The sequence below is a fragment of the Methylophilus sp. 14 genome, from assembly GCF_015354345.1.
In the GTDB taxonomy this organism is placed as follows: domain Bacteria; phylum Pseudomonadota; class Gammaproteobacteria; order Burkholderiales; family Methylophilaceae; genus Methylophilus.
In genome coordinates this window covers 1-11,961 of record NZ_JADKYS010000002.1, presented here as the reverse complement: position 1 = coordinate 11,961, position 11,961 = coordinate 1, and the positions used below count along the sequence as shown (strand labels likewise).

Annotated in this window: 11 protein-coding genes; 2 read left to right on the top strand and 9 right to left on the bottom strand. The window is 51.2% G+C overall.

Annotation, left to right across the window (positions count from 1 at the left end):
* Positions 1 to 48: 48 nt before the first annotated feature.
* Entirely contained in the window at positions 49 to 753 is a 705-nt protein-coding gene (gene phoU, locus INP78_RS05160; protein WP_194741158.1) for a phosphate signaling complex protein PhoU, read from the top strand.
* 61 nt (positions 754 to 814) lie between these two features.
* Here the strand turns inward: phoU and INP78_RS05155 are convergent, their stop codons facing one another.
* Entirely contained in the window at positions 815 to 1,087 is a 273-nt protein-coding gene (locus tag INP78_RS05155; RefSeq protein ID WP_194741157.1) for an oxidative damage protection protein, read from the bottom strand.
* Positions 1,088 to 1,164: 77 nt separating this feature from the next.
* Here INP78_RS05155 and INP78_RS05150 point away from each other — a divergent pair, with 77 nt between their 5' ends.
* Positions 1,165 to 1,560 carry a diacylglycerol kinase gene (locus INP78_RS05150; RefSeq protein ID WP_024930965.1) on the top strand — a complete coding sequence of 132 codons (396 nt, stop codon included), beginning with the start codon at positions 1,165 to 1,167 and terminating at the stop codon, positions 1,558 to 1,560.
* Positions 1,561 to 1,621: 61 nt separating this feature from the next.
* Here INP78_RS05150 and INP78_RS05145 read toward each other — a convergent pair whose 3' ends face one another.
* The 8 genes from INP78_RS05145 to rimP form a co-directional block, all read right to left on the bottom strand.
* Entirely contained in the window at positions 1,622 to 3,652 is a 2,031-nt protein-coding gene (locus tag INP78_RS05145; RefSeq protein ID WP_194741156.1) for a TonB-dependent receptor, read from the bottom strand.
* 97 nt (positions 3,653 to 3,749) lie between these two features.
* The gene (locus INP78_RS05140) at positions 3,750 to 4,064 is read right to left on the bottom strand and encodes a hypothetical protein (RefSeq protein WP_194741155.1); all 315 of its coding nucleotides are present in this window, start codon (positions 4,062 to 4,064) and stop codon (positions 3,750 to 3,752) included.
* Positions 4,065 to 4,112: 48 nt separating this feature from the next.
* Positions 4,113 to 5,150: a histone deacetylase gene (locus tag INP78_RS05135; protein WP_228522681.1), complete on the bottom strand. Its 1,038-nt coding sequence runs from the start codon at positions 5,148 to 5,150 to the stop codon at positions 4,113 to 4,115.
* A gap of 102 nt (positions 5,151 to 5,252) precedes the next feature.
* On the bottom strand, positions 5,253 to 6,152 hold the full coding sequence (gene truB / locus INP78_RS05130) for a tRNA pseudouridine(55) synthase TruB (protein ID WP_194741154.1): 900 nt from the start codon (positions 6,150 to 6,152) through the stop codon (positions 5,253 to 5,255).
* 18 nt (positions 6,153 to 6,170) lie between these two features.
* Positions 6,171 to 6,527 (bottom strand): 30S ribosome-binding factor RbfA, encoded by a 357-nt coding sequence (gene rbfA / locus INP78_RS05125; protein WP_194741153.1) that lies wholly within the window; start codon positions 6,525 to 6,527, stop codon positions 6,171 to 6,173.
* A 126-nt stretch (positions 6,528 to 6,653) separates the two neighbouring features.
* Positions 6,654 to 9,356 (bottom strand): translation initiation factor IF-2, encoded by a 2,703-nt coding sequence (infB, locus tag INP78_RS05120; RefSeq protein ID WP_194741152.1) that lies wholly within the window; start codon positions 9,354 to 9,356, stop codon positions 6,654 to 6,656.
* Positions 9,357 to 9,423: 67 nt separating this feature from the next.
* Positions 9,424 to 10,890: a transcription termination factor NusA gene (gene nusA, locus INP78_RS05115; protein ID WP_194741151.1), complete on the bottom strand. Its 1,467-nt coding sequence runs from the start codon at positions 10,888 to 10,890 to the stop codon at positions 9,424 to 9,426.
* A gap of 39 nt (positions 10,891 to 10,929) precedes the next feature.
* Positions 10,930 to 11,418: a ribosome maturation factor RimP gene (rimP, locus tag INP78_RS05110; protein WP_194741150.1), complete on the bottom strand. Its 489-nt coding sequence runs from the start codon at positions 11,416 to 11,418 to the stop codon at positions 10,930 to 10,932.
* Between the last annotated feature and the right edge of the window lie 543 nt (positions 11,419 to 11,961).

The window sequence follows — 11,961 nt, the reverse complement described above, 5'->3', positions numbered from 1 at the left end:
ATATTGTGCTGGTAACCTGCACCGGCACAATAATTAGGAAAATTTGTCATGCAATTTGAACATACCTCTAAGCAATACGATGTTGAACTGGAATCGGTACGTGCCAAGGTTCTGGAAATGGGGGGACTGGTTGAGCAGCAGATTGTGAATGCACTGGAAGCACTGACCAGTGCCGATGTTAAGCTGGCCAAAGATGTCATGGAGCGTGACACACGCGTCAACGCGCTGGAAGTGCAAGTGGACGAAGATTGCAGCCATATCATTGCCCGCCGACAACCTGCAGCCCGTGATTTGCGCATGATCATGATGATGGTGAAAACCATCACCGACCTCGAGCGTATTGGCGATGAGGCGACCAAAATTGCCCGTACGGCCCAGCGCATCTACGAACAAGACCGCATGTACAAACCGCGTTTTAACGAGATTAAAACCATGGTCGGTATTGTGCGTGAAATGTTGCGCACTTCACTGGACTCTTTCGCCCGCCTGGACGTGAGCCAGACCGTTGAAGTCGCCAAGCAAGATGAGCAAGTGGATGAGCAGTTCCGCGCCGCCATGCGCCAGCTGATTACGTTTATGCTGGAAGACCCACGCACGATTTCCATGTCACTGGAAGTACTGTTTGTGGCAAAAGCAATTGAGCGTATTGGCGACCATGCCAAAAACATCTCAGAATATGTGGTGTATATGGTGAAGGGCAAAGATATCCGCCACACCAGCCTGGAAGATATCCAGCGCGAAACACAGTCTTAAGGCGTACAAACATAAAAAGCACTCTCAGGAGTGCTTTTTATTTGGCGGCTATTGCTTGCAGTTAAGCGCTAGGCGGGACATAACCACTGGCCACATCGGCACCATCGCCAAAAAAGTATTTTTCAGTCTGCTCCGCCAGGTATTTTCTGGCGCTGGCATCTGCCAGGCTCAAGCGGTTTTCGTTCACCAGCATGGTCTGTTGTTTTAACCAGCCCGCCCAGGCCTCTTTAGAGACCTGCATATAAATCTTTTTGCCCAACTCACCGGGATAAGGCGGGAAATCCATGCCTTCGAGCTCTTTGCCCAGTTTCACACATTGCACCATTCTTGCCATGTTCGTTCCTCACTATACTGCTAAAAGCGCTATCATAGCGCATGTTAAAATGTGATGTCGCAATTTAGAGATAAACCATGCAAAACAATCAATCATCCAGCCACCAGGAAAGCCCGTTTAAAGGCAAAACTGGACTCCGCCGTTTAATCAATGCCTTTGGCTACTCCATGGATGGCTTTAAAGCCGCCTACCAGCATGAAGATGCCTTCCGCCAGGAGGTCTGGCTGTCACTGGTATTGATTCCGCTGGCGTTTTACCTGGAAGCAGAAGCCTTGCACCGTATCTTAATGGTCGGCAGCGTGCTGCTGGTCATGATTGTTGAACTGCTCAACTCTGCCGTAGAAGCCGTGGTTGACCGCGTCTCCATCGAACGTCACGCGCTGGCCAAACGCGCCAAGGATATTGGCAGTGCGGCCGTATTACTGGCGCTGATTAACCTGGGCGTGGTATGGGGCTTGATCCTGCTGGGTTAATATTCACTCACTAATAAAAAAAGGTTGGCATTGCCAACCTTTTTTTATTTATCAATCCACCTTAGAAGTCAGCCCTTGCACCAACCAGGATGGAGCGCGCACCTGCTGGCGAAATATCCTTGAGGAAAGACGCATGCTCGCGAATTTCATCATTGAGCAGGTTATTCGCTTTGGCAAACAATTCCACATGATATTTCACCGGCAGCTTGAAGGCGACCAAGGCACTGAGGTTGGTATACCCATCCGTTTTCAGTTCGTTTTCTGCCACATCGTTTTGCTTGAAAGCATGCATGACATCGACACGTGCATTCCAATTGCCCAGGTGATAATCCAGCCCGCCACCCAAACGTAATGGCGAGATACGCGGCAGATACTGATTGTTGCGCGTATCTTTGGCATGCACATAGTCACCGCGCAACTTGAGCGCCCACTCATCATTCAAGGCAAACTTGCCTTCCAGCTCAAGGCCTTTAAATAAGGCAGGGACGGCCCTGAACTCAGCTTCCGGCAACAGCTCACCATCGACCAGCACATCGTTGCCCGTGTTAAACAGGCCAATAAAGTTTTTAAACCTGGTGGCATAAGCGCCCAAAGTGACGCTATTGCCACCGGACTTCCACTTCAATTGCGCATCGATACCATTCGAACGCTCTTTTTTCAGCTGCGTGCTACCCACCTCATATTGACCGGTCGCAATATGCGCACCGTTGGCATACAACTCAAAATAACTTGGCGCACGCTCATTGTGTGACAAGTTAAATGTCGCGTTCCAGTTGTCATTGATCGCATACAACCCGCCCAGTGCAAAGCTGTTCGGGTTAAAGCTGTTGTTTTGCCCAGCACCAAAATTGGCACTGTCAGCGGAATTCACCGTGGTTTGACCCGTGCGGCCACCAAACGTGAGCTTGTGCTGGTTAATCGCATACTCTTCATACACATACACCGACTGATCTTGCGTGGTCACACTCGGTACAAAGGCCTCTTCGCCCAAGGCCTGGAAACGCGTATTCTGGAACTGGTAACCTAACACCCCATTAATACCGGCAATCGGCGCGTGCGTCGCTTCCAGGCTGCCCTGAACGCCGCGATTTTTAAAGGTCGTTCCAACCACACCATCTTCCAGCTCAACGTGCTGATAATCCGTATGGGCCATGCGCAATTTGAGTTTTTGCAACGGTCCTTTTAAATCGCGCACTTCACCCGCCAGCTCCAGGCGTTTGTTTTGCATGTCGATGCGCACACTGTCTTCGGCCACCGTGCCATAGTTATTATTGGAGTCCGCATAAGACACACCCAGGTAGCCGGTATCAAAGGTCCAGGCCGCGCCCAACGCACCGCCATTCGCCAGCGCATCGCTATTATTCAACTTACCATTGCCCTTGCTGTCGCGCGGTGTCCCATCTGCCCGGCTTTTACGCTTGGACACGGCATAGCCTGGAATCTCCAGGTTGCTGGTTTCACGGCTATAGACATCGGCATGCAATGCAAATGTGCCGTTACCGACATCCATCACCGCCGCGCCGTTACGCGTATTATCCGGCCCGCCAAAACGCGCTTCGGCACGGCCGGTGTAACCATCCAATGACTCTTTGGGGATACGATGGTCAATGGCGTTGACCACGCCACCCATGGCGCTACCGCCGTAGAGCAAGGCGGCAGGTCCGCGCACCACGTCAATCTGTTCAATAATCAGCGGATCTATGCCCACGGCATGGTCAAAACTCAAAGAAGAAGCATCCAGCACACCGACGCCGTTTTGCATGATGCGAACACGTTCACCATCCATGCCGCGGATAATCGGACGCGAAGCATTGGGGCCGAACTGCGTCGCAGTGACTCCAGGAATCCCATTGAGTGTTTCACCCAGCGTGCCCTGGCGACGCAGGCTTAATTCGCGGCCACCAAGCACGGACACCGGGACGACCATATCATCCGACGCGACCCCTAAAGGGTTACCCGTCACCGGGATCTGATCAAGATCGATATTTGAAGCGTTATCTGCCGCTAATACAGGCGTTGTTAATGCGGCCATCATCGCCAGCCATAGCGGTTTGTGACGCCAGGCAGGCGCCATCTGTTTCATCATATTCATTGTAGTTCCAGACATGATAGAGACAGTGCTTGATGCACTGCACTCAAAATAAATGTGCACCAGACATGGCTCAAGCCAGTCAGGGCGCGTTTAATAATCAGGCGGAAATAATGAAGGGTGGCGCGCGTGCAGAATAAACAGCAACATGATAAGTATTGACCGCAATAACAGCAGCGGCGGGGAGGGTAACCTGAGAAAGTGGCGGCAAATGCCATTGCGGCGTTTGTGTGAGCGCCCCAGCAGCGTGCGCCAGGCTGATACACAAGGTACAAGGCTCATTGCCTTGTTTTTTGTCTGGTTGCGACTGCTGGGTCAGCTCGTTGATATGGCTGATTTCATGCGTGACAATGCCGGTTTGCGCAATGGCAAACAGCACCGACAACAGGAAATAGACATAAAAACGCTTTAACATCTTGAATATATTAACATATATTTATGACAATCGAATGAACTGCCACCGCTAACGCAACAAAGCCGCAAGAATCGCTTCCACGGCATTGGCATTTTGCACGGGCACATAGCCCCCTTCCAGCATCCACAGCATACGCCCCTGCGCATACGCATCTGCCAGCTGTTTAATGCGGGTGGCGATGTTGCCATAGCCCGCATCAGAATATTGCAACGCCCCTAAACGATCACCCGCATGCGCATCCAGCCCGGCTGATACCAGAATGAGTTCTGGCCGAAATTGCTGCATGGCTGGTGCCAGTTGCTGGTCCAAGGCATGCAAAAGCACTTGTTCGTTGCTACCTGGGGGCACGTCTATATTCATCGTATATCCTAGCCCTGCACCGACACCTCGCTCAGCCGGACGACCACTGCCGGGATACAAGGGATGCTGATGGGCACTAAAATAAAAGACGCTGTTATCTGCCTCAAAAATCGCCTGCGTGCCATTGCCATGATGCACGTCGATATCAATAATTAAAATGCGTTGAATGGCGTAACGCTGCTGGGCATAACGCGCAGCAACAGCGATATGGTTGGTCAGGCAGAAACCCATACCGCGATCGCGGGTGGCGTGATGTCCGGGTGGGCGCACCAGGGCAAATGCGGTCGCGGATGGCTGAGACATCACGGCATCCACACCTGCCATGCCCGCGCCAGAAGCCAGTGTCGCCACCGCCAACGAGTGCGGCGAAATCACGGTGTCGCCAGTACTCAGTAAGTTGTGCTCACCAGCATGAACACCTGCCTGTTCCGTATCTAGCAAATCCAGATAGGCGGCACTGTGTACGCGCAATAAATCTGCACGCGTGGCTGCAGAAAAAGCAGGCCAGCGTAACAAGGGTTGCCACGCAGCACTTTGTTGCAATCGCTCCACAATCGCACGGACACGTCCCGCTTGCTCAGGATGCTCAGGCCCTGGGTCATGTGCTTCAAAGCGTGCGTCATAAAGCATGGTGATGGGCGGCTTGCCCGAGATAAGAGGTGCGCCGTCCTGCGCAGCCGCCGCAGGCATGCATGGCAGGCTAAGCACCAATAGGCTCAACATCATGGGGGAAAAACATCGCTGCATGGATACCGCTCAAATAGGGTGATCCAATGATTGTAGGAACTTGCCGCTGCGGTGGCAAGTCAAGCAGCCAAATTGGCTTGCTTAGAGGTTGACGACGCGTTTGGGCGCGATGCGGCCATCACGCTGCTGAAAACCGACGCCCAGAAACAGGCCGGCCTCACTATAAATACGCAGTTCGCCTGCCGGAATACTGCCTGATACCCACACCGGATTGCCCTGTTTGAAATAATAGGCAGCATCTTCTTGCAACAAGACTTTAGGTAATGCGGTGATCGCAGTATCGACCGGCAGCAACAAGGCATCACGTTGTTCAGCGGTCATCTGCTCCAGTGCTTCAATAGTCACCGTATGTGCAATCTGGTAGGTGGCGGTCGCCGTGCGGCGTAAGGCAGTTAAATGCGCGCCGGCCTGCAAGGCTTTACCGATATCCTCGCCCAGGGTGCGGATGTAAGTGCCTTTGCTGCAGGTGACTTCAATCTCTGCACTGTTATCCGCACAGCCCAACACACGTAACGCATAAATAGTCACTTGGCGTGGTTTGCGCTCCAGCTCAACGCCATCACGCGCGTATTCATACAAAGGCTTGCCATTCACCTTGAGCGCAGAATACATGGGCGGCACCTGCGTAATTTCACCCATAAATTGCGGCAACACCTGCTCAATCTCTGCGCGGGTGACATGACAGTCCACCTGGTGGATGATATCGCCTTCTTTGTCACCAGTCGTGGTGGTCACACCAAACTTGACTGTAGCGACATAGGTTTTATTTTCGTCGGTGAGATGCTGGGCAAACTTGGTGGCTTCGCCCAAGCAGATAGGCAACACGCCTGTCGCCAATGGATCCAGCGTGCCGGTATGCCCGGCCTTTTGCGCCTGATATAACCACTTGACCTTTTGCAGGGCCTGGTTGGAGGAGAAGCCATACGGCTTATCGAGCAATAACACGCCGCTCACAGCGCGTTTAATGCGTTTGGTTTGCATGGCGAAAGAAGATAAAAATTAGTCTTGCGGAGGGGTATCGGACAAAGCCTGATTGATCAGCTTGTCCATATGCATGCCGCGGTCTATGGATTCATCATAGACGAAATGCAATTGTGGCACGGTACGGATCATCATGCGCTTGCCCAATTGCGACCGCAGAAAACCAGCCGCTTTTTCCAGCCCGGCCTGCAAGCCCTTGCTGTTTTTTTGCGCCGTATAAAACACCTTGGCGTGTGCCATGTCGCCAGCGACCTCAACACCAGTCAAGGTCACCATCTGCACACGCGGGTCTTTGACCTCGAACATGAGCAAATCCGCCAGTTCACGGCGCATTTGCTCTGAGACACGGTCGTTTCTTGAAAATGCTTTAGCCATTGAGTTTCCTGACTTTAAAAGACTAAATGAGGCTAGGCGTCATCAAAAAAATGGAGCGCGGCATATTAGACATATGTAAGCGAACATTTTTTGGATGACAACAACGCATCATGACGGATTTTAAAGTCACAGGGTACGTGCCACTTCCACGACTTCATAGACTTCCAGAATATCGCCCACTTCGATCTCGTTATAGTTCTTGAGCGACAGGCCGCACTCGAAGTTGTTTTTGACTTCTTTAACGTCGTCTTTAAAGCGCTTCAGAGAGTCCAGCTCACCGGTGTGAATAATTACATTGTTACGCAGTACACGTACTTTGGAGTTACGTTTAACCACACCATCCTGTACGTAACAACCAGCCACAGCACCGACTTTAGAGATACGGTAAACTTCGCGAATCTCAACGGTACCAATCATTTGTTCTTTTTGCTCTGGTGCCAACATGCCACCCAAAGCCGCCTTGATTTCATCAACCGCTTCGTAAATGATGTTGTAGTAGCGCAAGTCTACATCCAGGTTTTCAACCAGTTTACGGGCACCGGCGTCAGCACGCACGTTAAAACCGATCAACACTGCTTTAGACGCTGCAGCCAGGTTGACGTCAGACTCGCTGATCGCACCTACCGCAGTGTGAATGATATTGACGCGTACTTCGCTGGTAGACAGTTTCTGCAAGCTGGTGGTCAAGGCTTCGAAAGAACCCTGAACATCTGACTTGATAATCAGGTTCAGTGTCTGCACTTCGCCTTCAGCCATTTGCTCAAACATGTTTTCCAGTTTAGCGGCTTGTTGTTTGGCCAGTTTTACATCACGGAACTTGCCTTGGCGGAACAGGGCGATTTCACGCGCCTTGCGCTCATCGTTCAATACAATGGTTTCTTCACCGGCACTTGGTACGTCGGACAAGCCCAATACTTCCACCGGAATCGAAGGACCGGCTTCTTTAATGTCATTACCGTTTTCGTCCAGCATGGCACGTACACGGCCATAAGCAGTGCCTGCCAGCAACATGTCGCCACGGCGCAGTACACCAGACTGTACCAGCACGGTAGACACGGGACCGCGGCCTTTATCCAGGCGGCCTTCAATCACCAGGCCTTTGGCCGGGGTATTTTGTGGAGAAGTCAGCTCCAGCACTTCTGCCTGCAACAGAACAGCTTCCAGCAGTTCATCAATACCTTTACCTGTTTTGGCAGACACTTCACGGAACATAGTGTCACCACCGTACTCTTCGGGCACCACTTCGTGCGTAATCAATTCGTTTTTAACGCGCTCTGGCTGTGCTTCCGGCTTATCAATCTTGTTGATCGCCACCACGATAGGCACGTTACCGGCTTTGGCGTGGTGAATCGCTTCAATGGTTTGTGGCATGACGCCGTCATCGGCAGACACCACCAGAATCACGATATCGGTGGCTTTGGCACCGCGTGCACGCATGGCGGTAAACGCCTCGTGACCAGGGGTGTCGAGGAAAGTCACCATACCGCGCGGGGTTTCTACGTGGTAAGCACCAATGTGCTGCGTAATGCCACCGGCTTCGCCTGAAGCCACACGGCTGCGGCGGATGTAGTCCAGCAAGGATGTTTTACCATGGTCAACGTGACCCATCACGGTCACCACTGGCGGACGTGCTTCCATCACGGCTTCAACAGTATCGGCCTCTTCCAGGAAGCTTTCCGGGTCGTTAGCTGCGGCAGCTTGCGCTTTATGGCCCATTTCTTCGACCAGAATGATCGCGGTGTCTTGATCCAGAACTTGGTTGATAGTGACCATCATGCCCATTTTCATCAAGGCTTTAATCACTTCCGCGGCCTTGACTGACATCTTATGCGCCAGGTCAGCCACAGAAATGGTCTCAGGCACCATGACCTCTTTGATCAATGGCTCAGTCGGCGCATTGAATGCATGTTGCTCATCTTTGCTTGATTTGTGGTGCTTGCCTTTTGGTGTACGCCAGCCTTGGGCGCCACCAGCAGGTGCATCACCGCGGGTTTTAATACCGCGTTTTTTGTTTTCGTTATCTGTCCAGTCGCGGTTATCGGTCTTGGCTTTTTTGTCTTTGCTTTCAGGTTTGTCAGCCACTTTGTTGGCTGGCTTGTGCAATGTGCCTTCAGACAACTTGGTCGCAGCGGGCTTGTTTTTAGCCGCTTCTGCTTCAGCCTGGCGTTTTGCTTCTTCCTCAGCACGACGCTGGGTCAACGCCTGCTTACGTTTCACATCTTCAGCCTGCAACGCCGCCAGTTTGGCCGCACGTACCGCTTCATGCTCACGCAAAGCAATTTCCTGTGCAGAAAGCACAGCCGCTTTTTTCGCCACAACAGGCGCTTCAACCGCTGGGGCTGGCGCAGGCTCTGCAACCGGGGCCTCAACGGGCTCAGGTTCTGGCTCAGGCAATACTTCAACCACCTCTTCAACCACAGGGGCTTCAGCGACGACCTCTTCAACCTCTACTGGCAACTCTTCCAGCACATCAGGCAAGGCACTTTCAGCTTCATCGTAGGCCGCATCGGCTGGCTGCTCATAGCCAATTTCCGGGCGCTCCAGCACGCGTTTTTTGCGCACTTCTACCTGAATCGTACGTGCTTTACCTGAACTATCGAGTTTTTTGATCTCGGTGTTTTGTTTGCGGGTTAGGGTGATTTTGTTCTTGGGGGCATTTGCCGCACCATGCTCTTTACGCAAGTAATCCAGCAAGGCAGCCTTGTCACCTTCTTCCAAAAAATCATCCACAGACGTTTTGTTAACGCCTGCGCTTTTCAGTTGCTCGATGAGCAGAGTCGTTGGAAGACCCAGCTCTGCGGCAAATTGTGCGACGGTTGAAAGTGCCATGTACTGCTCCAGTTCAATTACTTTATTTTTTAATTAAGATGTATGCATGATGTCTTAACCGCATAGGTTACTTAAACCAAGGTGCACGCGCGGTCATAATCAACGACTTGGCACGCTCTTCATCTATTCCTGTCAATTCGACCAACTCATCGACGGCCAGCTCAGCCAGATCTTCACTGGTATGGATTTCGCTCGCAGCCAGCTTATGCGCCGTATCCGCGTCCATGCCTTCCAGCGTCATCAAATCATTGGTGTCTTCTTCGACCTTCTCTTCTTTGGCAATCGCTTCTGTCAGCAAAGCCGCACGCGCACGTGAGCGCAGCTCATTGATGGTATCTTCATCAAAGGCTTCGATTTCAGCCATTTCCGCCAAAGGTACGTAAGCGATTTCTTCCAGGGTGCTAAAGCCTTCTTGCACCAGGATGTCAGCCACTTCCTCATCCACATCCAGTTTTTCGATAAACAGCTGGCTGATTTTGGCGTATTCGTCCTGGCTCTTCTGTGCAGCGGCTTCTTCGGTCAGAATATTCAAATTCCAACCAGTCAGCTCCGATGCCAGACGCACGTTTTGACCGTTACGGCCAATCGCGACTGCCAATTGCTCTTCGCTCACCACCACGTCCATGCTGTGCGCATCTTCATCGACAACGATAGAGCTGACTTCAGCAGGTGCCAGTGCATTGATCACAAACTGTGCTGGATCCATGCTCCACAAAACGATGTCCACACGCTCGCCACCGAGTTCAGACGTTACCGCCTGTACACGTGAACCACGCATACCCACGCAAGTACCCACTGGGTCCAGACGCTGGTCATTGGTTTTCACTGCAATTTTAGAACGCAAACCTGGATCACGCGCCGCAGAGCGAATCTCTAATAAACCTTCTTCAATTTCGGGCACTTCCAACTCAAACAAACGCTTGAGGAAATCTGGTGCCACACGTGACAGAATCAGTTGTGGGCCACGGCCACCGCGGTCAACGCGAGACAGGTAGGCACGCACACGGTCACCCACGCGCAGGTTTTCCTTCTGGATCATGGCTTCACGTGGCAACAGGCACTCGATACGACCAACTTCAATGATCGCATTGCCTTTTTCCATACGCTTGATCACGCCAGTCACCAAGCTCTCACCACGCGCCAGGAAGTCCTGGATCATTTGTTCGCGTTCAGCTTCGCGCACTTTTTGCAAAATGACTTGTTTGGCCGCCTGTGCGCCGATTCGCCCAAAGGAGATAGACTCTAAAGGCTCTTCGGCATAATCACCAATTTGTCTGCTAGCAGCACGCTCATCTTCTTCATCGAATTGGTAAGCAGAGCTTTCCAGCAGGTCGTATTCCACATATTGCCAACGTCTGAAGGTTTTATAGTCACCTGTTTCGCGGTCAATCTCAACGCGAATATCGGCACCCTCTTCATGGTTCTTTTTCGTTGCAGAAGCCAATGCCAGCTCCAAGGCAGTAAAAATCACCTCTTTATCCACATTTTTTTCGTGGGCTAGGGCATCAACCAACAACAATAATTCACGACTCATCGTAATCTCCAACTCACCGTACGGATTAGCTATAACAAATTAATCAAAGACAGGGCTCAAACGAGCCTTATCAATATTATCCAGCGACAATCTATAAACCCAGCCATCGCACTCAACTACTACTTTACCTGCTTCAACCCCTTGCAACAGCCCCAAGAAAGTCTTTCTTGGCAAGCTGGTTTTAGTCGCTTTAGGGCCATCATCCTGAATACCGACGCGCAATTTGATTTGCGCACGCTCACCGGCAAAGCGCACAAAATCTGCTTCTTTACTCAGCACACGATCCAAACCGGCAGACGACACTTCAAGACGGTCATAATCAATGTCCAGCTCAACGGTGAGCACATTGCCAAGCTGATTACTCACCAACACGCAATCATCAATCGTCACGCTGTCTTTATTGTCTTTAGGCGTGAGCTTGTCGATAAACACGCGCAGCAACTTGCCACGATTGGAGGTTTCAAAATCAACCAACTCATACCCTAACTGGGTAACCGTCTTTTCAACCACCGAATGCAAATTTTGCATACGCACCCTTAATTCAAAACGTTACGTCCGAAAACAAAAAATGGGCGTAAAGCCCATCTATCATTTCGATTATACCAAATTTCCGTTTAAATTCAAAGCTGCAGATACGATACTCCTCAGTCAACATGGCACAGCTAACCATCCGCAAATCAGCAGCCATTCCGGCTCATTTCTTAATAGCCCACATGGGTCAATGACAGCAGCATGTGACTCTTTTACTATACATAAAACGAGGGAGAAGACTCTAATCAACAACCGTCTAAGCGGTGCAAACAATAAGCAGTACAGATTTCATGGCAGTCTATTTTGAGTTTCTCTAAATAGACTTTAACCCGGTGCTTGCACCGGGTTTTTTTCTGCCTGCTATCTGCAGGGCATCAGCTGTCTGGTTTCTTTTAGCGCTCTATCTTATTTATTTTGAGCAATAAAAAAGCCCCAACAGGAGACTGTTAGGGCTTTTTAGAATAGGAGCTTGGGGATGACCTACTTTCGCATACGAAGAGTACACTATCATTGGCGCAAGTTCGTTTCACGGCCCTGTTC

Bases quoted from the DNA above. Each gene is read 5' to 3' on its own strand.
- phoU (WP_194741158.1), top strand. From the start codon at position 49: ATGCAATTTGAACATACCTCTAAGCAATACGATGTTGAACTGGAATCG.
- INP78_RS05155 (WP_194741157.1), bottom strand. From the start codon at position 1,087: ATGGCAAGAATGGTGCAATGTGTGAAACTGGGCAAAGAGCTCGAAGGC.
- INP78_RS05150 (WP_024930965.1), top strand. From the start codon at position 1,165: ATGCAAAACAATCAATCATCCAGCCACCAGGAAAGCCCGTTTAAAGGC.
- INP78_RS05145 (WP_194741156.1), bottom strand. From the start codon at position 3,652: ATGAATATGATGAAACAGATGGCGCCTGCCTGGCGTCACAAACCGCTA.
- INP78_RS05140 (WP_194741155.1), bottom strand. From the start codon at position 4,064: ATGTTAAAGCGTTTTTATGTCTATTTCCTGTTGTCGGTGCTGTTTGCC.
- INP78_RS05135 (WP_228522681.1), bottom strand. From the start codon at position 5,150: ATGATGTTGAGCCTATTGGTGCTTAGCCTGCCATGCATGCCTGCGGCG.
- truB (WP_194741154.1), bottom strand. From the start codon at position 6,152: ATGCAAACCAAACGCATTAAACGCGCTGTGAGCGGCGTGTTATTGCTC.
- rbfA (WP_194741153.1), bottom strand. From the start codon at position 6,527: ATGGCTAAAGCATTTTCAAGAAACGACCGTGTCTCAGAGCAAATGCGC.
- infB (WP_194741152.1), bottom strand. From the start codon at position 9,356: ATGGCACTTTCAACCGTCGCACAATTTGCCGCAGAGCTGGGTCTTCCA.
- nusA (WP_194741151.1), bottom strand. From the start codon at position 10,890: ATGAGTCGTGAATTATTGTTGTTGGTTGATGCCCTAGCCCACGAAAAA.
- rimP (WP_194741150.1), bottom strand. From the start codon at position 11,418: ATGCAAAATTTGCATTCGGTGGTTGAAAAGACGGTTACCCAGTTAGGG.